The sequence below is a fragment of the Streptomyces sp. NBC_00683 genome (assembly GCF_036226745.1).
Taxonomy (GTDB): domain Bacteria; phylum Actinomycetota; class Actinomycetes; order Streptomycetales; family Streptomycetaceae; genus Streptomyces.
The window spans coordinates 1,636,473-1,661,431 of sequence record NZ_CP109013.1 but is presented as its reverse complement, the minus strand read 5'-3'; the positions used below and the strand labels follow the sequence as shown (position 1 = coordinate 1,661,431).

20 protein-coding genes are annotated in these 24,959 nt (G+C 72.1%); 12 read left to right on the top strand and 8 right to left on the bottom strand.

Features of this window, described 5'->3' with window-relative positions:
• Nucleotides 1–81: 81 nt before the first annotated feature.
• On the bottom strand, nt 82–1,128 hold the full coding sequence (locus tag OG257_RS07345; protein WP_329205827.1) for an Rv2578c family radical SAM protein: 1,047 nt from the start codon (nt 1,126–1,128) through the stop codon (nt 82–84).
• Nucleotides 1,129–1,276: 148 nt separating this feature from the next.
• Between OG257_RS07345 and OG257_RS07340 the strand changes: the two genes are divergently transcribed.
• The 3 genes from OG257_RS07340 (at nt 1,277) to OG257_RS07330 (ending at nt 5,102) form a co-directional block, all read left to right on the top strand.
• A complete protein-coding gene (locus OG257_RS07340; RefSeq protein WP_329205825.1) occupies nt 1,277–1,720 on the top strand; it encodes an SRPBCC family protein in 444 nt (147 codons plus the stop codon).
• A gap of 200 nt (nt 1,721–1,920) precedes the next feature.
• Entirely contained in the window at nt 1,921–4,341 is a 2,421-nt protein-coding gene (locus tag OG257_RS07335) for an MFS transporter (RefSeq protein WP_329205823.1), read from the top strand.
• A gap of 29 nt (nt 4,342–4,370) precedes the next feature.
• Nucleotides 4,371–5,102: a class I SAM-dependent methyltransferase gene (locus tag OG257_RS07330; protein ID WP_329205821.1), complete on the top strand. Its 732-nt coding sequence runs from the start codon at nt 4,371–4,373 to the stop codon at nt 5,100–5,102.
• Nucleotides 5,103–5,135: 33 nt separating this feature from the next.
• Here OG257_RS07330 and OG257_RS07325 read toward each other — a convergent pair whose 3' ends face one another.
• From OG257_RS07325 to OG257_RS07315, 3 genes are read right to left on the bottom strand one after another with little or no spacing between them, the layout of a single operon-like run.
• A complete protein-coding gene (locus OG257_RS07325; protein WP_329205819.1) occupies nt 5,136–6,209 on the bottom strand; it encodes an acyltransferase family protein in 1,074 nt (357 codons plus the stop codon).
• Nucleotides 6,209–8,449: a bifunctional polysaccharide deacetylase/glycosyltransferase family 2 protein gene (locus OG257_RS07320; protein ID WP_329205817.1), complete on the bottom strand. Its 2,241-nt coding sequence runs from the start codon at nt 8,447–8,449 to the stop codon at nt 6,209–6,211. Before OG257_RS07320 ends, OG257_RS07325 begins: the two co-directional genes overlap by 1 nt.
• A complete protein-coding gene (locus OG257_RS07315) occupies nt 8,449–8,754 on the bottom strand; it encodes a hypothetical protein (protein ID WP_329205815.1) in 306 nt (101 codons plus the stop codon). Before OG257_RS07315 ends, OG257_RS07320 begins: the two co-directional genes overlap by 1 nt.
• A 394-nt stretch (nt 8,755–9,148) precedes the next feature.
• On the opposite strand from OG257_RS07315, the gene OG257_RS07310 reads away from it, so the two are divergent.
• Nucleotides 9,149–10,153 (top strand): chitinase, encoded by a 1,005-nt coding sequence (locus tag OG257_RS07310; RefSeq protein ID WP_329214956.1) that lies wholly within the window; start codon nt 9,149–9,151, stop codon nt 10,151–10,153.
• A gap of 26 nt (nt 10,154–10,179) precedes the next feature.
• Here the strand turns inward: OG257_RS07310 and OG257_RS07305 are convergent, their stop codons facing one another.
• Nucleotides 10,180–11,070 carry a LysR family transcriptional regulator gene (locus OG257_RS07305; protein ID WP_329205813.1) on the bottom strand — a complete coding sequence of 297 codons (891 nt, stop codon included), beginning with the start codon at nt 11,068–11,070 and terminating at the stop codon, nt 10,180–10,182.
• 129 nt (nt 11,071–11,199) lie between these two features.
• On the opposite strand from OG257_RS07305, the gene OG257_RS07300 reads away from it, so the two are divergent.
• Nucleotides 11,200–12,201: an aldo/keto reductase gene (locus OG257_RS07300; protein WP_329205811.1), complete on the top strand. Its 1,002-nt coding sequence runs from the start codon at nt 11,200–11,202 to the stop codon at nt 12,199–12,201.
• Between the two features lie 43 nt (nt 12,202–12,244).
• On the opposite strand, the gene OG257_RS07295 is transcribed toward OG257_RS07300, so the two are convergent.
• Nucleotides 12,245–13,327, bottom strand: coding sequence for a magnesium and cobalt transport protein CorA (locus OG257_RS07295; RefSeq protein ID WP_329205809.1), 1,083 nt, complete (start codon nt 13,325–13,327; stop codon nt 12,245–12,247).
• Nucleotides 13,328–13,600: 273 nt separating this feature from the next.
• On the opposite strand from OG257_RS07295, the gene OG257_RS07290 reads away from it, so the two are divergent.
• From OG257_RS07290 to OG257_RS07265, 6 genes are all read left to right on the top strand, one after another.
• A complete protein-coding gene (locus OG257_RS07290) occupies nt 13,601–14,434 on the top strand; it encodes a M55 family metallopeptidase (protein WP_329205808.1) in 834 nt (277 codons plus the stop codon).
• Nucleotides 14,427–15,770: a M20/M25/M40 family metallo-hydrolase gene (locus tag OG257_RS07285; protein ID WP_329205807.1), complete on the top strand. Its 1,344-nt coding sequence runs from the start codon at nt 14,427–14,429 to the stop codon at nt 15,768–15,770. The genes OG257_RS07290 and OG257_RS07285 overlap by 8 nt, the downstream gene beginning before the upstream one ends.
• Nucleotides 15,771–15,790: 20 nt before the next feature.
• Nucleotides 15,791–17,800 carry a S9 family peptidase gene (locus OG257_RS07280; RefSeq protein ID WP_329205806.1) on the top strand — a complete coding sequence of 670 codons (2,010 nt, stop codon included), beginning with the start codon at nt 15,791–15,793 and terminating at the stop codon, nt 17,798–17,800.
• Nucleotides 17,797–18,741 (top strand): S66 peptidase family protein, encoded by a 945-nt coding sequence (locus OG257_RS07275; protein WP_329205805.1) that lies wholly within the window; start codon nt 17,797–17,799, stop codon nt 18,739–18,741. The genes OG257_RS07280 and OG257_RS07275 overlap by 4 nt, the downstream gene beginning before the upstream one ends.
• Before the next feature lie 128 nt (nt 18,742–18,869).
• Entirely contained in the window at nt 18,870–20,657 is a 1,788-nt protein-coding gene (locus OG257_RS07270) for a CocE/NonD family hydrolase (RefSeq protein WP_329205804.1), read from the top strand.
• A 114-nt stretch (nt 20,658–20,771) separates the two neighbouring features.
• Nucleotides 20,772–21,011: a LapA family protein gene (locus OG257_RS07265; RefSeq protein ID WP_329205803.1), complete on the top strand. Its 240-nt coding sequence runs from the start codon at nt 20,772–20,774 to the stop codon at nt 21,009–21,011.
• 11 nt (nt 21,012–21,022) lie between these two features.
• Here OG257_RS07265 and OG257_RS07260 read toward each other — a convergent pair whose 3' ends face one another.
• The gene (locus OG257_RS07260; protein ID WP_329205801.1) at nt 21,023–21,967 is read right to left on the bottom strand and encodes a helix-turn-helix domain-containing protein; all 945 of its coding nucleotides are present in this window, start codon (nt 21,965–21,967) and stop codon (nt 21,023–21,025) included.
• A gap of 94 nt (nt 21,968–22,061) precedes the next feature.
• Here OG257_RS07260 and OG257_RS07255 point away from each other — a divergent pair, with 94 nt between their 5' ends.
• Nucleotides 22,062–23,582, top strand: a complete 1,521-nt coding sequence (locus tag OG257_RS07255; protein ID WP_329205800.1) for an alpha/beta fold hydrolase — start codon at nt 22,062–22,064, stop codon at nt 23,580–23,582.
• 37 nt (nt 23,583–23,619) lie between these two features.
• Here the strand turns inward: OG257_RS07255 and OG257_RS07250 are convergent, their stop codons facing one another.
• Complete coding sequence (locus OG257_RS07250) at nt 23,620–24,801, bottom strand: cytochrome P450 family protein (protein ID WP_329205798.1); 1,182 nt, start codon at nt 24,799–24,801, stop codon at nt 23,620–23,622.
• Between the last annotated feature and the right edge of the window lie 158 nt (nt 24,802–24,959).

The following is a 24,959-nucleotide window of genomic DNA, read 5'->3' as shown; positions in this document are numbered from 1 at the left end:
CGCCGGATGCTCCCCGAATTCGGGCACGGCAGGACAGATTCCATCGAGAGTTGACCCGTTCGGGCAGGGGTGCGGGTGCGGTCAGAGCAGGGTGAGCTGGGTGGGGCCGGTGGCGGGAGCGTCGGGCAGGGGCACCGGCACCTCGGGTGCGGAGATCCGGCGGGTCTCGCCCCGGTGCGCGGGGCCGATGCCGAACTCGGCCGCCAGTTCGTGCACCCGGCGGGTGATGCGGCGCTGGTACCAGGTCGGGGCGTACGCCCCGTCCGCGTACATCCGCTCGTACCGCCGCACCAGGTGCGGGTGGTGCTCGCCCAGCCACTGCATGAACCACTCGCGGGCGCCGGGGCGCAGATGCAGCACGAGAGGGGTCACCGACGTGGCCCCGGCGGCGGCGATGGCGCGGACCGTGGTGCGCAGCTGGTCGGGGCCGTCGCTCAGGAAGGGGATGACCGGCGCCATCAGCACACCGCAGCCGATGCCGTTGTCGGTGAGGGTGCGCACGACGTCCAGGCGGCGCTCGGGGGAGGGGGTGCCAGGCTCGACCGTGCGCCACAGGGCGGGGTCGGTGAAGCCGACCGAGACGGAGATGCCGACCTCGGTGACCTCGGCCGCCTGCCGCAGCAGTTCCAGGTCGCGCAGGATCAGCGTGCCCTTCGTCAGGATCGAGAAGGGGTTCGCGTGATCGCGCAGGGCGGTGATGATGCCCGGCATCAGCCGGTAGCGGCCCTCCGCCCGCTGGTAGCAGTCGACGTTCGTGCCCATCGCGATGTGCGCACCGTGCCACTGCCGGGAGGCGAGGTGGCGGTCGAGCAGTTCGCCGGCGTTGATCTTGACGACGATCTGCGAGTCGAAACCGAGGCCGGTGTCCAGGTCCAGATAGCTGTGGGTCTTGCGGGCGAAGCAGTACACACAGGCGTGGGAGCAACCCCGATAGGGGTTCACGGTCCACTCGAACGGCATGCGGGACGCCCCGGGCACCCGGTTCACGATCGAGCGGGCCCGGATCTCGTGGAAGGTGATCCCTCGGAATTCGGGGGTGTCGAAGGTGCGCGTGGTCACCGCGTCCGCGGCGAAGAGCGCGCCGTTACCCGCCTTTGCGGTGTTCTCGGCCAGATTGTCCCAGCGCATGGACGCCTCCTTGGTAGCACTGCGCAGAGAATAGAACACTTGTTCCCTTGATCGTGCGCGCCGGGATCGCGAGGCCCGATTTTGAGGGGCGGTACCGGAGGTGGTTGGCTCAGCTACACCCCGAACAACCGAGTGCTGAGGAGCAGGCATGGCGCAGGTCGAGGCCACGACGGAGCGGATCATCGCGGCGGACGCAGAGACTGTGTTCGATGCGCTGGCCGACTACAAGGAGGTCCGGGGCAAGGTGCTGACGGGCCACTTCAGCGAGTACGAGGTGCGTGAGGGCGGAGACGGCGAAGGCACCCTCGTGCACTGGAAGCTCCAGGCCACCAGCAAGCGGGTCCGCGACTGCCTGCTCGAGGTCACCGAGCCGACCGACGGGCAGCTGGTCGAGAAGGACCGCAACTCCTCCATGGTCACCACCTGGACCGTCACTCCGGCCGGCGAGGGCAAGTCCAAGGCCGTCGTCTCGACCGTCTGGGACGGCGCCGGCGGCATCGGCGGCTTCTTCGAGAGGACCTTCGCGCCGAAGGGCCTCGGCCGGATCTACGACGAGCTCCTGCAGAACCTCGCCACCGAGGTCGAGAAGTAGTCCGTCCGCCGACCCCGCCGGTTCCACAGCCGGCCTCACCGGAACGGGTGGTTTTCCGGGACGGCCGGTTGTGCGCCGTAGCGCCTCCCACCGGCGCATAAGCCCTCTGTGTGCGCCTCCCGTGCGCCTGGTCGCGTTTGCCCTGCCTTGCCGCCTGATGCGAGAAATGGGCGGCGCAGCAGCGACGAGGGGAGCGTCACGTGGTGGGTGGGATCACTCTGGTGAAGGACGAGCCGAGTGGCGCAGGAGGCGCCGCCGCGGCCACGCCACCCCCACCGCCCTCCGCAGCGCCCGAGGACATCAGCCCCCGCCGGGTCCGCCTCGTCTTCCTCGGGCTGATGCTGACCCTGCTCCTCGCGGCGCTCGACCAGATGATCGTGGCCACCGCCCTGCCGAAGATCGTCGGCGAGCTCCACGGCCTGGACAAGATGTCCTGGGCCGTCACGGCCTATCTGCTCGCCTCCACCATCGGCCTGCCGGTCTACGGAAAGCTCGGCGACCTCTTCGGCCGCAAGGGCGTCTTCCAGTTCGCGATCGTCGTCTTCGTCATCGGCTCCGCGCTCGCGGGCTGGTCGCGCACGATGGACGAACTGATCGCCTTCCGGGCCGTCCAGGGCATCGGCGGCGGCGGACTGATGATCGGTGTCCAGGCGATCATCGCGGACATCGTCCCGCCCAGGGAACGCGGCCGCTACATGGGCCTCATCGGGGCCGTCTTCGGCCTCGCGTCCGTCGCGGGACCGCTGCTCGGCGGCTTCTTCACCGACCACACCTCCTGGCGCTGGTGTTTCTACATCAACGTGCCGTTCGGCCTGGTCACCCTCGCCGTCATCGCCGTCGTACTGAAACTGCCGAAGCCTTCCGCCCGCCCCCGCCTCGATGTGCTCGGGGCGCTGCTGCTCGCCGCCGCCTCGACCTGCCTGGTGCTGCTGACCAGTTGGGGCGGCACGGAGTACGCCTGGGGCTCGCGCACCGTCCTCGGGCTCGCCGCCGGTGCTGCCGGAACGACTCTGCTCTTCCTCGCCGTCGAACACCGCGCGGCCGAACCCGTCATCCCCCTGCGGCTGTTCCGCGACTCGGTCTTCAACGTCACCGCGCTCGTGGGCGCCGTCATCGGGGTCGCGCTCTTCGGAGCCGCCAGCTACCTGCCGACGTACCTCCAGATGGTGGAGGGCGCGACCGCGACCGAGTCGGGCCTGCTGATGCTGCCCATGATGGGCGGCATCGTCGGCGCGTCCATCGTCTCCGGCCAGCTGATCTCGCGGACCGGGCGCTACCGGATCTACCCCCTCGTCGGCAGTGCGGTCTCGGCCCTCGGCATGTGGCTGCTCTCCCGGCTGGAGACCGGCACCTCAGCGGTCGAGTACGGCTTCGGGCAGGCCGTGCTGGGCATCGGGATCGGCCTGGTCATGCCGGTGCTCGTCCTCGCCGTGCAGAACTCCGTACGCCCCGCCGACCTCGGCAGCGCGACCAGCGCCAACAACTACTTCCGCCAGATCGGCGGCAGCGTCGGCGCGGCGATCTTCGGAACGCTGTTCGCGGGGCGGCTCGGGGACGCCCTCGGGGTGCGGCTCCCGACCGGAGCCGACCTGCCCGACCCGGAGTCGATCACCCCGCAGCTGGTCCACGCCATGGAGCCCGCCCTGCGCGACGCCTACATCCAGGCGTACGCCGACGCGATGCCGCGGATCTTCCTCTACCTCGTGCCGGTGCTCCTGCTCGGCCTGTTCCTCGCCTTCTTCCTCAAGGAGAAACCCCTGGTGTCCCACCACACCCCCGGCACGGCCGCCGACCCGTCCGCGACGCACTCCACGATCCCCGCGGCCCGCACCGACCCCGGCCCGCCGCCGGCCGGACGGCTGTCGGGCGTCCCGGTCTGCGGCAGCGTCCAGCACCCCGACGGTACGAAGGTGGGGCGCGCCGCCCTCACCCTCATCGACGTCCAGGGGCAGCAGATCGGACGTGGTGCGAGCGGCGACGACGGGCGGTACGCGCTGAGCGCGCCCGGTGCCGGTTCGTACGTGCTGATCGCCGCGGCGGGCGGGCACCAGCCGCAGGCCGTCAGCGTCACCGTCGGCGAGCGGCCCGTGGAGCTCGATGTGGTGCTCGGCGGTGCGGGACGGCTCGCGGGCGCGGTCGTCACCCCCGACGGCGCCCCGGTCCGCGACGCGGCGGTGACGCTCACCGATGTGCGCGGCGAGGTCGTCGCGACCACGCGCACGGGGCGCGAAGGCAGCTATGTGATCGGCGAGCTGGTGGCCGGCGAGTACACCCTGGCGGCCAGCGCCCCCGCCTTCCGCCCCGCTGCCCTGCCGGTCAGCGTGCAGGCCGCGAGGGAGACCAGGCAGGACATCGAACTGGCCGGCGGCGCCGTGCTGCGCGGTGTCGTACGGGCTCCCGGCGGGCGGGTCGTCGAGGACGCCAGGGTCACCCTGCTGGACGCGGCGGGCAATGTCGTCGACACCCTCGCCACCGGACCTGACGGAGCGTTCCGCTTCGTGGACCTGTCGACCGGTGAGTACACCGTGATCGCCGCCGGCTACCCGCCGGTCGCCACCGTGCTCCAGGTCCCCGGGGGCGGACGGACCGAACGTGATCTCCAGCTGGGGCACGAGGACTGAACAGCCCGCGACGGGGGAAGTCGGTACGCATGAACGTGTCGGAGGGGCATCGCGAGGCGTGGGAAGGCTTCTGGGCGGCCGCCTCGGGCGCACCGGGTGAGGCCCTCTGGGACGCCGACCCCTCCCTGGCCTCCGTACCGCACAGCAAGCTGCTCCTGCCGTACGCCGACGCCTCGTTGCCCGTCGTCGACCTCGGCTGCGGCAACGGCACCCAGACCCGCGCTCTCGCCACCCTCTTCCCGCGGGCGATCGGTGTGGACCTTTCGCACGCGGCGATCGGGCACGCACGCCGGGCGGACACCGAAGGCGTTGCCGAGTTCGCCCGGCTCGACCTCGTCGACGGGGAGGCGGTGCGCGCGCTCCACGAACGGATCGGCGACACCAACGTGTACATGCGTGCGGTCATCCACCAGAGCGAGCCGGGGGCCAGGCCCGCCGTCGCCGCGGCCGTCGCGGAACTGGTGGGGGAGAAGGGGCGGGCGTTCGTGACCGAACCGACCCCGGCGGCCAAGGACGTGATCCGGCGGGCGGCGGCGGGCCCGGGCGGGCCGCCCCCGAAGCTGCGCCGGCCCCTCGACCCGCGGCTGAAGCCCGCGAGCGCAACGGCGGAGGAGGTGCCCGAACTCCTGCGGGCCGCGGGCCTGACCGTACTGGCCGACGGAGACACCGCGCTGGCCCAGACCGAGTACCTGCCGGACGGCACCCGCATCGAACTGCCCGCCCGCTGGCTCGTCCTGGCCGGCGCGCCCCGGGCCGCCTGACACCGGGAGCGGCCGGGCCCGCGCCCGGTGCGTTCACGGCAGCAGGCGCGGCCTCCTCCTCGCCGCCAGGTCCTCGACCCAGCCGAAACACACCACAGCGGCGGCTATGAGCACCCAGGCGACACCGAACTGCACCCACAGGCTGTCCAGCGGAAGATGCCGCTCCAGGGCCGGCACCTCCCACATCAGATCGATCAGCGGCACGGCGGCCATCAACGCCACCTCGTGCCAGAGGTAGACCGTCACGGCGCGCGCGTTGAACACGGTGACGAGCCGGTCCGCCACCGGATGGCGTGCGAGCGAGTCGAACCGGGGCCGGAAGCGCAGCAGAAGCAGCACGAACCCCGCCGACCACAGCGCCTGGGCGAGCGGAATGTCGTCCAGGTCGAACGAGCCGTCCACCCGGTGCCGCACCGCCCACCAGGCACCGGCCGCCATCAGCGGCAGCGCGGCGGCAGCCGCCCCCGCCCCGCGCAGCCGGTCCAGGACACCCTCCCGGTGCGCGAAGCCCAGCAGCCAGCAGAACAGGAACACCGACAGGTCACTGATCGCGCTGCCGAGCCGCCCCTCCGGCACGCCCGTCACCGTCTCCAGGACCACGACGGGCACGAGCGACAGCGCGAGCACGGGCAGCGGAGCCGACCGGAAGACGCGCAGCAGAACCGGCGACAGCAGCACGAACCACAGATAGGCGCGCAGGTACCAGAGCACCGCCCAGGCCTGCTCGCCCCACGCGTTGCCCGGCGGATCACCGAGCGGAAGCACCCAGTACAGGACATCCGGTCCGGGCACCCAGCCGTGCAGCAGCATCGCCACCCCGAGTACGAGACCGAAGAACCACACCGGAATCAGCAGCCTGCGCAGCCGGCCGCGGATCACCCCCGCGGCGGGCCGCTCCAGCGAGCGGGCCATGAGCGAGCCGGCCAGCGCGAACATCACGCCCATGGAAGGGAAGAGGAACCCCAGCCACGGCCACGCGAACGCGTGGTACGCCACGACCCGTACGAGCGCCAAGGCCCGCAGCACGTCGAAGGAGCGGTCGCGGCCGGTCACCGGCCCGGCCGCCGGGGGTGGCGCGAGCGTGGTCCTGCGGTGCGCACCCGCCATCACCCGGCCTCCGCACCCGTCCGGGGCGCGCCGACTTCGCCGGTGCGCTTCAGCTTCTGCCAGCGCAGCCGGCCGCCCGTCGCGGCGGTCACGCACGAGTGGATCAGTACGAGGTACATCAGCTGCCGGTACGCGAGCTGCTGGAGCGGCAGCATCAGCAGGTACCGGTACTTCTCCCGGTCGAGACGGAAGGCGTAGGCCGCACAGAACAACTGCACGCCCAGCACCGCCAGCCACGCGAACAGCGAGGCCCTGAAGTCCACGAAGACCATCGCGTAGACCGTGAACACATCGATGAGCGGGGCGAACACCGGCGTGACGATCTGGAAGAGGACGACCAGCGGCATGCCGACCCGGCCGAAGCGCCCGGACGGTCCCCGGTCGGTCACGGACCCGCGGTGCTTCCAGAGCGCCTGCATCGTGCCGTAGCTCCAGCGGTAGCGCTGACGCCACAACTGGCCGAGTGTCGCGGGTGCTTCGGTCCAGGCGCGCGCGTGCTCGGCGTACACGACCCGCCAGCCCGCCCGGTGCAGGGCGATGGTGATGTCGGTGTCCTCGGCGAGCGTGTCCTCGCTCATCCCGCCGACCCCGAGGACGGCCGCGCGGCGGAACGCCCCGATCGCGCCGGGGATGGTGGGCATGCAGCGCAGCAGGTCGTACATCCTGCGGTCCAGGTTGAAGCCCATCACGTACTCGATGTGCTGCCAGGCGCCGATCATCGTGGAGCGGTTGCCGACCTTCGCGTTGCCGGCGACGGCACCGATCTCCGGGTCGGCGAAGGGCTGCACGAGCCGGTGCACCGTGTCCGGTTCGAAGACGGTGTCCCCGTCCATCATCACGACGATGTCGTAACGCGCCTGCCGCACACCGTTGTTCAGCGCCGCGGACTTGCCCGCGTTCTCCTGCCGCACGACCCGGACGTTCGGCAGGCCGAGCGCCTCGACGATCTCGGCCGTGCCGTCGGTCGAACCGTCGTCGACGACCACGATCTCGATCGGATGCGTACTCGCCGCAAGGGAGCCGATGGTGCTCGCGATGCACTCCTTCTCGTTGTACGCCGGAACGATCACGCTCACCGGCCCGGTCACCTCCGGACCCCAGGAGAACCGGCGCCGGTTGCGCCGGCGGTAGTGGCGCCGCGCGAGCAGGAGCATCAGGCCGAACCGGCCCAGGACGGCGAACCCGACGACCGCCAGCACCGCCGCCAGCCCGGGTACGGTCCATTCGGCGACCGCGACAGCCGCGAGCAGCGCACGGCCCTCCCAGCGCGTGGCCGTGTCCGCGCTGCGATGGGCGGCCTGTGCGGAGGAGGTGCCCCCGGGGCCCTGTGCTCCAGGGCCGGCCTGCACGTCCTCCTGCCCCCGCTCAGCCTCGGCGGCCTGCTGCTGCGCGCCGCTGACGGTGGTGAAGGTGTAGCCCTTCGCCTTCATCTTCTTGATGTACTCCGGCAGCGCGGCCAGCGTCTCGGAGCGGTCGCCGCCGGAGTCGTGGAAGAGCACCGAGGCGCCCTTCCCGTCCTTCGGTGTCGCCCACTTGATGATCTTGGAGACCCCGGGCCGCTGCCAGTCCTCGCTGTCGGTGTCGATGAACACGCTGGTGTAGCCCATCGCGCCGAGCCGCTGGTAGACCGGCCAGCTGTAGTCGTCGATCGCCTCGTTCGTCGAGGAGTACGGGGCACGGAACAACGTGGTCGTGATGCCCGCGGCCCCCGCCAGCGCGAGCTGCGTCTGGGCGATCTCCCGCTTGACCCGGGCCTCGCTCTGGTACGAGAGGTCGACGTGGGTGAAGGTGTGGACCCCCACTTCGCTGCCGTCGTCGACCATCCTGCGCACCACGTCCGGATAGCGCGAGATCATCGAGCCGACGAGGAAGAAGGTGCCCGGAACGTCGTTGTCGGCCAGGACGTCGAGCACCTTGCCGGTCCACTCCGGATCGGGGCCGTCGTCGAAGGTGAGCACGATGGTCCTGTCCGGTACGGACTGCGCACGGGCGCTGCCGCCGGCGAAGCTCAGCAGCGGTCCGCCGTCCAGGACGCTGTCGGGCACGGTGTCCGCGGAGGCCTCGGAGCGCACCCGCTGGTCGTCGCCGACCTCGGCGCGGAGGTAGCCGTCGAGGAGCATGACGCAGACGAGCCCCAGGAGAAGGAGCAGGGCCATGATCACGCGCGGTTTCGGGACCGCCTGGCGCCGGACCCGGTCGATCGTGCCGGGGGTGGCGTGCCGCCGTCGGGAGGCCGCCATCAGCCCGCCTCGCCGGACGGGGACGGGGTGCCCGACGGGGGCGTCGTGCCGAACGGGTTCGGCGCGCCGCTCGGGGGCGCTCCGGAGCCGCCCGGCGCCGAACCGTACCCGGGCCGCATCCCTCCGCCCGGGCCCGCCTCCGCGGCCGGACCGCCGTCGAAGGGCAGCAGCTGGGACGGGGTCAGCGAGATGCCCCCCACGAAGGCGAGCCCCAGGACGGCGGCGTAGCCGGCGCAGGTGATGCCCAGCAGCATGCCGGCCCGGCGCAGCAGCCGGGCCCGGCGGCCGGAACTGTCCACGAACACGGGTCCCTCCTGGGACCGTCGATCCGAGCGGGGCCGCCCTGCGTGTGCCCGGCGGCGGCCACGCGGTGCCGGGTCTTTCTCGATGACGGGGTCGGATTGCATGTGCGCATGGTGGCGAACCCCGTTGTGCGAAACCTGGAGCTCTGCTGGCCGTCCGCTGTGAAAGGGCGCCGAACCTGTCGGGCCGCTGAGAGTGCGGCCGGCGCCCTCGACGCTCCCGGCCCGGCACCGACCGCCGCTGAACGGCGAGTTGACGGAAACCGGGTCCACCTTCCGGCCCCGCCCATGAGTTGGCTGTGTCTTCGCACGGACCCGCGATGTGAGAGGTTCGTGGTGTCCCGGCACCATCGGTTGCCGTTTCTGGGCGCGACTCCCGAGAACAGGTGCACACATGATGCAAAGGCGCACACGCGTTCCCTCCGTCATCGCCGGGCTGGTCGCACTGGGCCTCGCGTGTTCGGCCTGCGCGACCGGAACGGCGGCCGACCAGACCGAGGGATCGGCCCCCTCCCCGCAACGCGAACCGCGGACCGCCTACACCCCGTACGTGAGCGCGACGACCCCCGCCGACGCCGATACGGCCGTCGCCACCGACACGTACAACCTGGCCTTCGTCACCGCCGACGGCTCCGGCTGCACACCCGTCTGGGGCGGCACCGAACCCGCCACCAGCGAGGCGGTCGTGGCGCGGGTGGCCGCGCTCACCGCCACCGGGGCGGGAATCCGGGTCTCCTTCGGCGGTGCCGCGGGCACCGAGACGGCACTGGCCTGCGACAGCGCGGAGGAACTGGCCGACGCCTACGCCGAGGTGCTCGACGCGGTCGGTGCCACCGAGGCCGACTTCGACATCGAGGGCGACGCGCTGACCGACCGCGCCTCGGTCACCCGCCGCAACGAGGCCCTGGCCCTCCTCCAGGAGGAGCGCGACCTCGACATCACGTACACGCTCCCCGTCATGCCCGACGGACTCGAGGACAGCGGGCTCGCCCTCGTCGAGGACGCGGCCGACCGGGGCGTCCGGCTCTCCGCGGTCAACATCATGGCCATGAACTACAGCTCGTCCCACCGCGGCGACATGGGTGACTACGCGGAGCAGGCCGCGGCGGCGGCCCACGACCAGCTCGTGGACGTACTCGGGCTGTCGCAGGACGCGGCGTGGCAGGCACTCCACCTCACCGTGATGATCGGGGTCAACGACGTGGCCGGGGAGACCTTCACCCTCGCCGACGCCGCTTCCCTGCGCGGCTTCGCCACCCGGAAGGGGGTCGGCGCGCTCTCCATGTGGGCGGCCTTCCGCGACCGGCCGTGCGCCGACGGCGAGGACACGGCGGTGGCCGACGACACCTGCAGCGGGGTCGCACAGGAGCCGGGAGCGTTCGCCGAAGCCCTGAGCGGCTGAGCGGCCCGGTCGAACACCCCGCGAGCTCAGCGCAGCGGGTCCTCCCGGACCAGCGACATCAGCGCCTTGGCCCCCGGGCTCATGGCCCGGGCCGGCGGAAGCAGCACGACGCTCTCGTAGACCGGCCGGTGCGCACCGTCGAGCTCCACCACCACGAGCCCACGCGCCTCCTGCTTGCGGGAGAAGTGGTGCGGGACCACCGCGATGCCGAGGCCCTCATGGACCAGCTCCAGCAGGCTGTGTACGTCGTTGACCTCGAGCGCCACCGTGCGGCGCACCCCCGCCGCGGCGAACGCCTCGTCCGCCGCGCGGCGCGGGCCCCAGTCCGGATGGAAGTCGATGAACGACTCGCCGTGCAGCCCGGTCCACGCCACCCGGGGCTCCTCCGCGAGACGGTGACCGGGGGCGCACAGGACGACCATGGGCTCCCGCGCCAGTGGCATCAGCTCGCCCGGCCACTCCAGCGGGCTGACGGTGGCGGCGAACGCGAGGTCCAGGCGCCCGCCGGCCACCCCCTCCAGCAGGCTGGAGGTGCCCTCCTGCCGCAGCCGGATCTCCATGTGCGGATGGTCCCGGTGGAAGGCCGCGAGCAGCCGGGCCGGGCTGACCCCGGCCACGCACTGCTCGACCCCCAGCGTCAGTGTGCCGCGCAGCAGCCCCCGTACGGCGTCGACGGCGTCTCGTGCCGCCCGCGCCCCCGCCAGCGTGCGCTCCGCCTCCACGAGCAGCGCCTGACCGGCCTCGGTGAGCCGCACCGTGCGCGTCGTACGGCTGAACAGAGGGGTCTTCAGCTCGTGCTCCAGCGCCCGGACGGACGCGGACAGTCCGGACTGGGACACGGCGAGCCGTTCGGCCGCGCGGGTGAAGTGCTGCTCCTCCGCGACGGCCACGAAGTGCTCCAGCTGACGCAGTTCCATGATTGAGCAATCTAGTCGATGAATCCCAGCGGAATCTCCTGTTGGACCGCTGGATCGTTCTCCGCCAGTCTGGACGCTGCGCACCAGACCTGGCGCGCTCCCCCCGGACCTCTCCCGTGGAGTGCTCGCATGTACCTTCCGTCCGCCGACCGCTACACCGCCATGCCCTACCGGCGCACCGGACGCAGCGGCCTGCTGCTTCCCGCGCTGTCGCTCGGGCTCTGGCACAACTTCGGAGGCGACCGGACCCCGGAGAGCCAGGGCGAGATCCTCCGCAGGGCGTTCGACCTGGGCATCACCCACTTCGACCTCGCCAACAACTACGGCCCGCCTCCCGGCTCCGCCGAGATCGCGATGGGCCGTGCCCTGAAGACGGACTTCGCCCGCCTCCGGGACGAGATCGTCATCTCCACCAAGGCCGGCTACCACATGTGGGACGGCCCGTACGGCGAGTGGGGGTCCGCCAAGTACCTGCGCTCCTCGCTGGACCAGAGCCTGACCCGGCTCGGCATCGAGTACGTCGACATCTTCTACTCGCACCGCTTCGACCCCGACACCCCGCTCGAGGAGACGATGCGGGCGCTCGACACCGCGGTCCGCCAGGGCAAGGCGCTGTACGCCGGCATCTCCAACTACTCCGCCGAGCAGACCCGCGAGGCCGCCCGGATCCTGAACGACCTGGGAACCCCGCTCCTCATCCACCAGCCCCGCTACTCGATGCTGGACCGCTGGGTGGAGGACGGGCTGCTGGACGCCCTGGACGAGCTCGGCACCGGCTCCATCGCCTACTCGCCGCTGGAGCAGGGCATCCTCTCCGACCGCTATCTGCGGGGCATTCCGGAGGGCTCGCGCGCGGCGGGTACCAGCCCCTTCCTGTCGGCCGACGCGGTCACCCCCGAGCTGGTGAGCCGGCTGGGCGCGCTGAACGAGCTGGCGCGGGAGCGCGGGCAGTCCCTGGCCCAGCTGGCGCTGGCCTGGGTGCTGCGCGGCGGCCGGGTCACCTCCGCCGTCGTCGGCGCGAGCAGCGTCGCCCAGCTGGAGAACAGCGTGGCGACGGTCCGCAACCTGGAGTTCGGCGAGGACGAGCTCGCCCGCATCGACGAGCTCGTCAAGGGCACGGTCCGGCCCTGACGGCCCGCCGCCCCGACGGCCGGCGCACCGGCGGCCCGACGGGTCAGAGCCAGCCGTTGCGCCGGAAGCCGCGGTGGATGACGAAACAGGCGACCGCCATCACACCCACGACGAACGGGTAGCCGTAGGTCCAGTGCAGTTCCGGCATGTGGTCGAAGTTCATGCCGTACACCCCGCACACCATGGTGGGCACGGCGATGACGGCCGCCCATGCGGTGATCTTGCGCATGTCCTCGTTCTGGGCGACGGTCACCTGCGCGAGATGGGCCTGCAGCACGGAGTCGAGCAGAGCGTCGAACGCGGCGATCTGCTCGGCCGTGCGGGCCAGGTGTCCGGCGACATCGCGGAAGTAGGGCTGGAAGTCCGGCCCCACCGGCTCCATCGTGCGGCCCGCCAGGGCCTGCAGCGGCCGGTCCAGCGGGGACACCGCCCGCTTGAACTCCAGCAGCTCGCGCTTCAGCTGGTAGATGCGGCCCGCGTCGCCCCGGCCGGCGTGCTCGCTGAAGACGGCGGTCTCCACGGCGTCGATGTCGTTCTGCATGGACTCGGCCACGACCAGGTAGGCGTCGACCACATGGTCGGCTATCGCGTGCAGCACGGCCGCGGGGCCCTTCGCCAGCTGCTCCGGCGCGGACTCCAGGCCCTCGCGCAGCGGGCCGAGCGAGCCGTGGCTGCCGTGCCGGACGGTGATCACGAAGTCGGGACCGGTGAAGACCATGATCTCCCCGGTGTCCACCACCTCGCTGGTCGCGGTGAGTTCCTCGTGCTCGACGTAGCGGCACGTCTTGAACACGGCGAACAGCGTCTCGTCGTACCGCTCGACCTTGGGCTGCTGATGGGCGTGCACCGCGTCCTCGACGGCCAGCGGGTGCAGCGCGAACAGTTCGGCGACACCGGCGAACTCGGCCGCGGTCGGCTCGTGGAGCCCGAGCCAGACGAAACCCCGGCCGGAGGTGCGGACCCGGCGCAGGGCCTCGTCCGCCGGGCAGTCGAACGGATGGCGCACCCCGTCCTCGTACAGCACGCAGTTGACCACCGCGCTGCCGAGCGGGGAGCGCGCGGGGTGGCTCAGGTCCACCTTGCCGCGGTAGGCACGGCGCACCACGCGGCGGAGGCTGCGGATCATCGTCACGGGGGCTCCTTCGCACGATCGGCGGCCAGTGTGCCACCGACGCGTGACCGTCCGGCCGCCGCCCCCGGCATCACCGGACTGGACCAGTGACAGATCCTGACGGCTCTGGTCCGGTGCCCCTGCGGCGCGTACCGTGATGCGGCACGAAGATCTTCTTCCCGGGGGGCGGGCAGGGGATATCCGTCGGCCGTGCGGGTACCGATGTCGCACGACCGATGCGGTTGCCGTTCGACCGCCCCCGACCGACCAGCGACAGGACCGTGCACCGTGAAGATCCTCGTCAGCGCCGACATGGAGGGCGCCACCGGCGTGACATGGCCGGCCGACGTGCTGCCAGGCACCCCGCAGTGGGAGAGGTGCCGCTCCCTGTTCACCTCCGATGTGAACGCGGCGGCTCTCGGCTTCTACGACGGGGGCGCCGACGAGGTACTCGTCAACGAGGCCCACTGGTCGATGCGCAACCTCCTCCTGGAGCGGCTCGACGACCGCGTCCAGATGCTCACCGGCAGGCACAAGTCCCTCTCCATGGTCGAGGGCATCCAGCACGGGGACGTCGACGCCATCGCGTTCGTCGGCTACCACACCGGTGCCGGCACGGAGGGCGTCCTCGCGCACACCTACCTCGCCAACTCCATCACCGGGGTCTGGCTGAACGGTGTCCGCGCCAGCGAGGGCCTGCTCAACGCCCATGTCGCGGCGGAGTACGGTGTCCCCGTCATCCTGGTCACCGGCGACGACCTGACCTGCAAGGACGCAGAGCTCTACGCCCCCGGTGCCCGCAAGGTCGCGGTGAAGGACCATGTCTCGCGGTACGCCGCCGTGTGCCGCACCCCCACCCGTACCGCCGCCGACATCAGGGCGGCGGCCAAGGACGCGACCGCCCTCGCGGTACGCCACACACCGGTGACCGGGGGCTCCTTCACCGTGGAGCTCGAATTCGACGCCGCGCATCTGGCGGCGGCAGCGACCGTGGTCCCCGGCGTGGCGGCCCGCGGCGAGCGGCGCGTCGCCTATACCAGCGGGACGATGTACGAAGGTATTCGCACGTTCAAGGCGGTGACGACGATCGTGTCGTCCGCCGTGGAGGAACAGTATGGCTGAGACGACCGACCTGCCCGGAGCTGTCGACGACCTGGCACTCGACGAATCCGTGACGTTCACCTCCGAACTGATCCGGATCGACACCACCAACCGCGGCGACGGCAGCTGCCGGGAGCGCCCGGCCGCCGAGTACGTCGCCGAACGGCTGGCCGCCGCCGGACTGGAACCGACGCTGCTCGAGCGCACGCCCGGACGGACCAACGTGGTCGCCCGGATCGAGGGCACCGACCCGTCCGCCGACGCACTCCTCGTGCACGGGCACCTGGACGTGGTGCCCGCCGAGGCCGCCGACTGGGCCGTGCACCCGTTCTCGGGCGAGGTGCGCGACGGGGTCGTTTGGGGGCGCGGCGCCGTCGACATGAAGAACATGGACGCGATGGTCCTCGCCGTCGTCCGGGCCTGGGCGCGCGCCGGTGTCCGCCCGCGCCGGGACATCGTCATCGCCTACACGGCCGACGAGGAGGCCAGCGCCGACGACGGCTCCGGTTTCCTCGCCGACCGGCACCCGGAGCTCTTCGAGGGCTGCACGGAAGGCATCAGCGAGTCCGGGGCCTTCACCTTCCACGCCGGACCCGGCATGTCGCTCTACCCGATCGCGGCGGGCGAACGGGGTACGGGCTGGCTGAAGCTGACCGCCGAGGGCAAGGCGGGACACGGCTCCAAGGTCAACAGGGCCAACGCCGTCAGCGCGCTCGCCGCCGCCGTCGCCCGGATCGGGGAGCACGAGTGGCCGGTGCGGCTGACCCCGACCGTACGGGCGGCCCTCACCGAGATCGCCGCGCTCCACCACATCCCCGTCGACCTCGACGCGCCCGGATTCGATGTGGACGAGCTGCTGGGCAAGCTCGGCCCGGCCGCCGCGCTGGTCGAGTCGACCGTCCGCAACAGCACCAACCCGACGATGCTGGAAGCCGGTTACAAGGTCAACGTGATCCCGGGCCGGGCCACCGCCCTGGTCGACGGCCGCATGGTGCCGGGCGGCGAGGACGAGTTCATCGAGACCCTCGACCGGCTGACCGGACCCGGTGTCGACTGGGAGTTCCACCACCGCGAGGTGGCGCTTCAAGCCCCGGTCGACTCACCGACGTACGCGAAGATGCGTGCCGCCGTCGAACTGTTCGACCCGGGCGCCCATGCCGTCCCGTACTGCATGTCGGGCGGAACGGACGCCAAGCAGTTCTCCCGGCTCGGCATCACCGGCTACGGGTTCTCCCCGCTGAAGCTGCCCGTCGGCTTCGACTACCAGGCTCTGTTCCACGGTGTCGACGAGCGGGTCCCCGTCGACGCCCTGCACTTCGGCGTACGGGTCCTGGACCACTTCCTGCGCAACGCCTGACGACTACGGGGGAACCGACCATGGTGTCCACAGCGGCGTACGGCACATGGCCGTCACCGATCGACGCGGCACTGGCCGCCTCGCACGACGGCCGGCCCGAGTTCGTCGGGGACGTCGGCGACGAGGTGTGGTGGACGGAACCGCGCCCGTCGGAAGGGGGCCGGCGCGCCCTCGTACGACGCCGGGCCGACGGCACCACCGCCTCCGTCCTGCCCGCCCCGTGGAACGCCCGCAGCCGCGTCATCGAGTACGGCGGCCGGCCGTGGGCCGGGGCGCCGCGCGAGGAGGGCGGACCGCTGGTCGTATTCGTCCACCACCCCGACCAGCGGCTGTACGCCTACGCCCCGGACGGGCCCGACGAGCCCTGGCCGCTCAGCCCCGTGTCGGACATCGGCGGCGGACTGCGCTGGGTCGACCCCCAGCTGCACCTCGACCGCGGCGCCCACGGCGAAGTCTGGTGCGTGCTGGAGGATTTCACCGGCGAGTCGCCCACCGATGTCCGCCGGGTGATCGCCGCCGTCCCCCTGGACGGCTCGGCGGCCGGTGACCGGAGTGCCGTACGGGAACTCAGCGGCGACCGGCACCGGTTCGTCACCGGGCCGAAGCTCTCCCACGACGGCCGCAGGGCTGCCTGGATCGCCTGGGACCACCCGCAGATGCCGTGGGACGGCACGGTCGTGATGGTCGCCGAGGTCACCGAGGACGGCTCCTTCACCGGCGAACGGCCGATCGTCGGCGACATCGACGAATCGGTCGTCCAGGTGGAGTGGGACCGGGACGGCTCGCTGCTCTTCGTGTCGGACGTCGGCGGCTGGTGGGAGCTCCAGCGGATCCGGCCGGACGCCGTGGCGGGTGCCGTGGTGCCCAGCAGCCGGCTCTGCTCCGGCCGGGGCGAGGAGTTCGGCGGGCCGCTGTGGAAGATCGGCCTGCACTGGTTCCGGCTGCTGGACAGCGGGCTGATCGCCGTCATCCACGGCCGGGGCACCACCCGGCTCGGAGTGCTCGACCCGGAGACCGGTGAGCTCGTCGACGTCGCCGGGCCCTGGACCGCGTGGGCCGAGACGCTCGCCGTGCAGGACACCCGGGTCATCGGCATCGCCGCGAGCCCCCACAGCTCCTACGAGGTGGTGGAGCTGGACACCGCGACGGGCCACACCCGGACCCTCGGGCCGCCCCACCGGGACGCCGTCGACCCCGCGTACTACCCCGAGCCGCAGATCCGCACCTTCACCGGACCGGGCGGCCGCGAGATCCACGCCCACGTCCACCCACCGCGCCACCCCGCAGTCACCGGCCCCGGTGACGAGCTGCCGCCCTACGTGATCTGGGCGCACGGCGGTCCCACCGGACGCGACCCGGTCGCACTCGACCTGGAGATCGCCTACTTCACCTCCCGCGGCATCGGCGTCGCCGACGTCAACTACGGCGGCTCCACGGGCTACGGCCGGCTCTACCGCGAACGCCTCCGCGAACAGTGGGGCGTGGTCGACGTGGAGGACTGCGCCGCCGTCGCCCTGGGGCTGGCCGAGGAGGGCTCGGCCGACCGGGAACGGCTGGCCATCAGGGGCGGCAGCGCCGGCGGCTGGACCGCCGCCGCGTCCCTCACCGGCACCGACGTGTACGCCTGCGGGGCGATCATCTACCCCATCCTCGATCTGGAGGGCTGGGCGACCGGTGAGACGCACGACTTCGAGTCGCGGTACCTCGAGTCGCTCGTGGGCCCGTTGGCCGAGGTGCCCGAGCGCTACCGCGAGCGCTCGCCCATCAACCGCACGGACCGGCTCACCGTTCCCTTCGTGCTGCTCCAGGGACTCGACGACCCGATCTGCCCACCGGTCCAGTGCGAGCGGTTCCTCGCGGCCCTCGAGGGCCGCGGCGTTCCCCACGCGTACATCACCTTCGAGGGGGAGAGCCACGGATTCCGCCGCGCGGACACCGTGCGCCGGGCCCTGGAGGCCGAACTCTCCCTCTACGCACAGACGTTCGGCATCGACCGCACCGACATCCCCCGTCTGGAGCTGAAGAAGTGACCCTGCAGCCCCTCACCCGGCCGGCCCGGCTGCGCCCCGGCGCCCGGGTCGCGATCGTGGCCCCCAGCGGTTCCGTGCCGGCCGAGCGCCTCGAGACGGGCCTCGACCTGCTGCGCGGCTGGGACCTGGACCCCGTGGTCGCACCCCATGTCCTGGATGTGCACCCGGAGTTGGACTACCTCGCCGGTACGGACGAGGACCGTGCCCGGGACCTGCAGGAGGCGTGGTGCGACCCGTCCGTGGACGCGGTGCTGTGCGCCCGCGGCGGGTACGGCGTCCCCCGCATGGTCGATCTCCTCGACTGGCCGGCGATGCGGGCGGCCGGGCCCAAGGCGTTCGTCGGCTACAGCGACATCACCGTGCTGCACGAGGCGTTCGCCCTGCGGGCGGGATTCTCGACCCTGCACGGACCGATGATCGCCACCGAGGTCTTCCTCAAGGACGCCGCCACCCAGGAGTCGCTGCGCTCCACCCTGTTGGAGCCCGAGTCGGTGCGCACGCTCGGACTGGACGCGGCGGCCGCGCTGGTCCCCGGGCGTGCCCGGGGGATCACGTACGGCGGCTGTTCGAGCCTGCTCGCGGCCGACGTGGGGACCCCGCAGGCCCGGACCTCCGCCCGGGGCGGCCTGCTCATGCTCGAGGACATCACGGAGGAGCCGTACCGGCTCGACGGCATTCTCACCCGGCTGCTGCGCATGGGAGCCCTCGACGGCATATCCGGGGTGGCGTGCGGCTCCTGGGAGGGTTGCGGACCGTACGAGCAGGTCCGGGCCGTGCTCCACGACCGGCTGGGCGGACTCGGGATACCCGTCGTCGAGGAGTTGGGCTTCGGCCACTGCGCCGCGGCGCTGACGATTCCGCTCGGTGTGCCCGCGGTGCTCGAGGCGCCGGCCGACGGCGGTCGCTGCACGCTCACCATGGAGGTGCCGGCCCTGGTGTGAAGTGCCGCACCGCGCCGATTTCCTGAATATCTGCCAGGAAACCGCGGTCCGGTGCGTTGACAGCGGTATGACGCGTGTCACAGCATGGGCCCGGCTCGGTACTTACCGGTCGGTAAGGTGTCCTCGGCGTGGAGGTCCATGTGTCGCGTGCTGTCCCCAGGTTCCGCAGTCCACTCACCTTCCTCGCCGGGGCGGCGCTCATCGCCCCGCTCGCCCTGCTCGGCGCGGGTCCCGCGTCGGCCGCATCCGAATTCACCGTGACCCCACTGGAGTTCACGGTCCGTGCGGGAGACCGCTCCTGCACCGTGGACGCCGACCTCTACCGGCCCGCCGGTGTCGACGCGGAGCACCCAGCCCCCGCGGTACTCGCGACCAACGGCTTCGGCGGAAGCAAGTCCGACGGCTCCACCGACGCCATCGGCAAGGCCTTCGCGTCCCGCGGCTACGTCGGCCTCGTCTACTCCGGACTGGGCTTCGGTGAGTCCGGCTGCCTCATCACGCTCGACGACCCCGCCGTCGACGGAAAGGCGGCCTCCGGGCTCATCGACTTCCTCGCCGGGACACGGGCCGCCGACGACGGCACCAGGGCGGACTACGTCACGGGCGACGGCCCGGGTGACCCGAGGGTCGGCATGATCGGCGGCTCGTACGGCGGGGCCGTCCAACTGGCCACCGCGTCGGCCGACCACCGGGTCGACGCGCTCGTCCCGCTGATCACCTGGAACGACCTGGCGTACGCACTCGCCCCCAACGCCACCGGAGCCGCCCGGGGCGTCTCCTCCGACACCCCCGGTGTCTTCAAGTGGCAGTGGACCAACGGCTTCTACCTGATGGGTGAGGCCCAGCCGCTCCTGGTCCCGAGCCTCGACCCGTCGCGCTTCGGCAACCTCACCTGCCTCCACTTCGCCCTGCGGGCGTGCGACACCATCCGCCTCCTGAACTCCGGCCGCTACCCGGCAGCCGAGGCCGACGCCATGCTGGACTATGCCCGCAGCGTCTCACCGGCCTCCTACCTGCCGGGCGTCACGGCACCCACCCTGCTCGTCCAGGGCCAGGCGGACAGCCTGTTCAACCTCAACGAGGCGACCGCCACCTACCGGACGCTCGCGGCGCAGGGCACGACGACGAAGATGATCTGGCAGGCCTGGGGTCACAGCGGAGGTGAGGTGCCCGGCGAACTAGACCTCGCGGAAGGCAATCTGGAGACCAGCTACGTCGGACAGCGGATCCTCGCCTGGTTCGACCGCTACCTCCAGCACGAGCAGGACACCGACACCGGGCCCGCGTTCGCGTACTACCGCGACTGGACGAGCGGCTACGGAACCGCGGCCGCCGTCCCCGCCCTCTCGCGGAAGATGTACCTCTCCGGCGACGGCACCCTGGCCGGCAGCCGTGCGCAGGTCACCCGGGGCAGCCGCCAGTACACGAACTGGCTCCTGCCCACCAGCCACTCCGAGAGCTCACTGGCCGGCCTGATCGGGATCGGCGACCCGGCACCGTACGACACCACGGGCACCTACCTCGGCTGGACCAGCGCCCCGCTCACCTCCGCGGTGGATGTCGTCGGAGCGCCGAAGGCCACCCTGAAGGTCGTCTCACCGAAGGCGGAGCGGGTCCAGAACAGCGGGGACGCCGCGGACAAGCTGGTCCTCTTCGCGAAGGTGTACGACGTGGCGCCCGACGGCAGCAAGAAGCTCGTCAACCGTCTGGTCGCGCCGGTACGCGTCCCGGACGTCACGCGCCCCTTCACCGTGGAGCTGCCGGGCATCGTCCACCGGTTCGAGCCGGGGCACCGGCTGCGGTTCGTGATCGCGGCGAGCGACACGGCGTACTTCGGCAACCGGGGCATCAAGCCGGTCACCGTCGTCAGCACCCCGCAGGACACCGGCGTCCTGGAGCTCCCCGTGGTCGGCTGACCATCACCCGAACGGCCGCGCTCCACTGCCCCCGGGCCTCGGGACGGAGAGATCCTGAGGTCCGGGGACCGCCGTTCCTGGTACCGGAGCCAGGACCCAGCGAAAGGGCCGCGCATGAGCCCCAAGGACGTCACCACAGGCAGGTCGGGCGCGTTCAGCCCCGCCCGGATCGCCGTCACCGTCCTGGCGGTCCTCGCGATCATCTTCATCTGCGTCAACACCGCCGAGGTCACCATCCGCGTGATCATCCCGAAGGTCACGATGCCGCTCTGGGCCGCGCTGCTGGGAGTGTTCGTGGCGGGACTGCTCTGCGGGGGTTATGTGATGCACCGGCGCGGGCGGGTGGCCAGGTAGAACCCCGGGCCTCAGGCCGCCGCGGTCGTCTGAGCGTCCAGCGCCGCGAACAGCCAGTCGTGTGCGGACCCGGGGGTCGGCTCCGGCGGACCGCCCGGGATGCTGATCACCTCGGTCACCAGCTCCCAGTAGCGGTCGATCCGGGGGTCGGCCGCGAGCTGCCGGGCCAGCCGGCTGCGGAAGGCAGGGGTGTCCCGGGCGCCGTACACACTCGTGTACGCACCCACGAAACTGTCCAGCTCCTCGCCCGCGTACGGTTCCCGGCCGCGGCGCAGTTGTGTGCCCGCAAGCTCGTACGCCCGGGCCAGACCGGCGTACAGCACGGCCGGTCCGTGGGCCCCCGCCGTCCTGTGCGCCTCGGGCCGGGGCTGTTCGGCGCCCGTGCACGGGCGGGTCACGAACGCGTTGAGCCGGGCGAAGGCGAGCGCCTGGGCCGGTTCCGGGTCGTCGGGCGGCTCGGGGACCGCTGCCTCCAGGAACGCGGCCGTCGCCCGGGCCGGCATCCTCGCCGGCAGCCAGGACCGCCAGAACCGGGCCAGCGGGGCCGTGCTCGGCGGGGCGGCCAGGGCGCCGATCAGGGCCAGCCGGCCGGCCCGCTCCCCGGGCGGGCACTCCTGCACCAGCTGCAGACCCGCCTCCCGCCAGCGCAGGGCCTTGAGCTGGGAGCCGAGTTCGCGCAGCTGTCCGGCGACGGCGTCCTCCAGGACGCTGCCCGCCTCGTCCTCCTCGTCGAGGATGCGGTGCACTTCGCGCACCGGCAGCCCGAGGGCACGCAGGGAGCGGACCAGGCGCAGCCGGCCGAGCGCTTCGGGGCCGTACCGGCGATGCCCGCCGGCGCTGCGGGAGGCTTCCGGCAGCAGGCCGCGGTCGGAGTAGAAGCGGACGGCCTTGACGGTGACGCCCGCGCGCTCGGCGAGTTCGCCGATGCTGCACAGGCCGTCGTGCGACGTGAACACTTGAACCTCCCTCAGGGGGAGCTTCTACCGTACCGGCGAGCGCGGCCCGCCGATCGTGGCGGTCCGCCGACAACGGCGCACGGAGGAGAGGCCCATGACTGCATTCATCCTGGTTTCCGGGATGTTCACCGGCCCGCACGTATGGGAGGACACGGCCGCGCACCTCGTTTCGGAGGGCGCCGAGGCGCACGCCGTGGCCCTCACCGGACTCGACGGGTCCCGCGCTGCCGACGCGGCCGGCACCGACCTGGAGACCCACATCGCGGACGTCCTCGCGGTGATCGACTCGGTCGACGCCGCGGCCGGCCGGGAGATCGTGCTGGTCGGCCACGACTACGGCATCCACCCGGCGCTGGGTGCCGCGGACCGGCGGGCGGAGCTGGTCGACCGCATCGTCTACCTGGACTCGGGGATGCCGCAGGACGGGGTTCCCGCCCTGGCCGCGGTCCCGGACCAGTCCCTGCGCGAGGAGTTGACCGGGCACGCCGGTGCCGACGGGCCCCGTCGGGAGCTGCCCTCCCCGGCCCGCGACGAGTGGCAGCGCTGGGGCAGCACCGCGGGCATTCCCGACGCGGCGCTCGACCGGCTCACCGCCCTGGCAGCGCCGCAGCCGCTGCGCACCCTGCTCCAGCCGCTGCGGCTGACAGGGGCGGAGGCCTCGCTGCCCATCACCGGGGTGCTGTGCAACGGAAACGGTGCGAGCATCGAACTGATCCAGATGCGGGTGGGCTTCGGTGATCCCGCACTCCAGGCCCTGACCGATCCCCGGGTGACGTTCTTCGAACTCCCCACCGGACACTGGCCGATGCTCTCCCTCCCGGCCGAGCTCGCGGACGTCCTGCTGCGGGCCGCCGCAGGCGGGGGACACCGGCTGGTGCCTCCCGGCTCCGCGGAGCCGCCCGCACACCTGCGGCCGTTCCTGCTGGACGTTCCGGACGTCCCCCGTGAGCGGACCGGGAACGTCGACCTGTACCTGCCCGACGCCGAAGGCCCGCGGCCGGCCGTGGTGTTCGTGCATGGCGGGCCGGTGCCCGCCGAGGCCCGGCCGACCCCGCGGGACTGGCCGGGCCTGAGGGGGTACGCCCGGTACGCGGCAGGGCAGGGGGTGGTCGGCGTGACCCTCGACCACCGCCTGCACGACCTGACCGACCACAAGCGCGCCGCCGCGGACGTGGCCGCGGCGGTGGAACTGGTCCGGGCAGATCCGCGGGTGGACGCGGACCGGGTCGCCCTGTGGTTCCTCTCGGGCGGCGGCCTGATCGCGGCGGACTGGCTGCGCCGGCCTCCGGTGTGGCTCCGCTGCCTGGCGGCCAGCTACCCGATCCTGGCACCGCTGCCGAACTGGGGGCTGCTGGACAGCCGGTTCCACCCGGTGGACGCGGTGGCGGGCGCGGGCACCCTTCCCGTCGTGATCACGAGGGTGGGGCGTGAGTTGCCCGAGATCGCCGCCACCGTCGAGGAGTTCCTGGCCGCGTCTACGGAGTGCGGGGCGAACGTCGAGGTCGTCGACGTACCGAACGGCCACCACTCCTTCGATACCGTCGACCCGACGGAGGAGTCGCGCGAGGCCGTACGCCGCGCGATGCGTTCGGTACTGACCCATCTGGCGGCCTGAACCGGAACCTGCGAGCCAGGCGTGGTCCGAGCGGGAGTCACCCGGTCGAGACCGGAAGCGAGACCAGCCCGCGAATGAGGCGTGTCGGACGCCAACTCAACTGCTCCGTAGGCACGGCCAGTTGGAGACGGGGGAAGCGCGTCAGGACAGCACGTAGGACGATCTCCGCCTCGGCCTTCGCCAGGGGAGCTCCGACGCAGCGGTGGATTCCGTGGCCGAAGGCGAGGTGGCCGGCGGCATCCCGGTCGGGGTCGAGCCGGTCCGGTACCGGAAACCTCGCCGGGTCGCGGTTGGCGGCCCCGAGGGCGATCAGCACCGGGACGCCGGCGGGGACAGCGGTGTCTCCGAGCGTGACGGGTTCCGTGGTGAAACGGAACGTGGACGTACTGACGGGGGAGTCGAAGCGAAGGAGCTCATCCAGTGCGGCCGGAATGCTCCCCGGGTCCCGGCGTAGCCGTTCCGACTCGGCGGGGTGCTGGAGGAGGGCCAGGGCGGCGTTGCCGAGGAAGGCTGTGGTCGTCTCGTGTCCTGCGACGAGCAGCAGCACGGCCAGGGAGACCAGTTCCTCCTCGCTGAGGCGATCGTCGCCGTCGCCGGCCGCGATGAGGCGGTCCAGGAGCGAACTGCCAGGGCGGAGGCGCTTGGCCGCGATGAGGCCGGTCATGTAGTCGGCCATGGCGTGCGAAGCGTCATCGACACGCTCCGGCCGGCCGGCGGCGAACAGCTCGGCGGACCACCGCTGGACCGCGGGCCGGTCGCCCTCCGGCACACCCAGCAGCTCGCAGATCACGATGACCGGCAGGGGCACGGCGAGTTCGCTGACGAAGTCGACCTGCCCGCCCACCGGCCACCGGTCCAGGAGCTCATCGGTCAGACCGGCGATGAAGGGGCGCAGACCGGCGACGGCGCCGGTCGTGAACGCACCGGTCACCAGCTTCCGCAGCCGGGTGTGCTCGGGCGGATCGGTGGCCAGCATGCTGTGTGCGACCGCGGGGTGCAGGCGGCGCTGCGACCCGCTGCCCGCGAAGAAGGCCGCCGTGTCCTTCGAGAGGCGGGAGTCGCCGAGGGCCTGCCGGGCTTCCGCGTACCCCGTGACCAGGTAACTGCTGCGCCCGCTCGAACCGACTGGCACCGCCTGCACCGGGCGCGTGGCACGCATGGCCGCGAGCGCGGGGTACGGGTCGCGGTGGAAGTGGGGGTCTTCGGTCGGGTCGCTCATGGTGTCAGACTCCCACCGTGTCCCCCTCGCCGCGCACCGGGGAGCCCGGCACCCATGCCGCAACAGGGCCAATGGAGCAGCCCAGCTCCTGAACGGCTTTTTGTGCTGCGGTTTTTGACGCCCTTCAAACAGCGTGGCGCACCGGTTGTCCGCATGGG

Bases quoted from the DNA above. Each gene is read 5' to 3' on its own strand.
- OG257_RS07295 (WP_329205809.1), bottom strand. From the start codon at position 13,327: ATGATCCGCAGCCTCCGCCGCGTGGTGCGCCGTGCCTACCGCGGCAAG.
- OG257_RS07300 (WP_329205811.1), top strand. From the start codon at position 11,200: ATGTACCTTCCGTCCGCCGACCGCTACACCGCCATGCCCTACCGGCGC.
- OG257_RS07255 (WP_329205800.1), top strand. From the start codon at position 22,062: ATGACTGCATTCATCCTGGTTTCCGGGATGTTCACCGGCCCGCACGTA.
- OG257_RS07265 (WP_329205803.1), top strand. From the start codon at position 20,772: ATGAGCCCCAAGGACGTCACCACAGGCAGGTCGGGCGCGTTCAGCCCC.
- OG257_RS07250 (WP_329205798.1), bottom strand. From the start codon at position 24,801: ATGAGCGACCCGACCGAAGACCCCCACTTCCACCGCGACCCGTACCCC.
- OG257_RS07340 (WP_329205825.1), top strand. From the start codon at position 1,277: ATGGCGCAGGTCGAGGCCACGACGGAGCGGATCATCGCGGCGGACGCA.
- OG257_RS07285 (WP_329205807.1), top strand. From the start codon at position 14,427: ATGGCTGAGACGACCGACCTGCCCGGAGCTGTCGACGACCTGGCACTC.
- OG257_RS07320 (WP_329205817.1), bottom strand. From the start codon at position 8,449: ATGGCGGCCTCCCGACGGCGGCACGCCACCCCCGGCACGATCGACCGG.
- OG257_RS07305 (WP_329205813.1), bottom strand. From the start codon at position 11,070: ATGGAACTGCGTCAGCTGGAGCACTTCGTGGCCGTCGCGGAGGAGCAG.
- OG257_RS07325 (WP_329205819.1), bottom strand. From the start codon at position 6,209: ATGGCGGGTGCGCACCGCAGGACCACGCTCGCGCCACCCCCGGCGGCC.
- OG257_RS07280 (WP_329205806.1), top strand. From the start codon at position 15,791: ATGGTGTCCACAGCGGCGTACGGCACATGGCCGTCACCGATCGACGCG.
- OG257_RS07345 (WP_329205827.1), bottom strand. From the start codon at position 1,128: ATGCGCTGGGACAATCTGGCCGAGAACACCGCAAAGGCGGGTAACGGC.
- OG257_RS07310 (WP_329214956.1), top strand. From the start codon at position 9,149: ATGCAAAGGCGCACACGCGTTCCCTCCGTCATCGCCGGGCTGGTCGCA.
- OG257_RS07330 (WP_329205821.1), top strand. From the start codon at position 4,371: ATGAACGTGTCGGAGGGGCATCGCGAGGCGTGGGAAGGCTTCTGGGCG.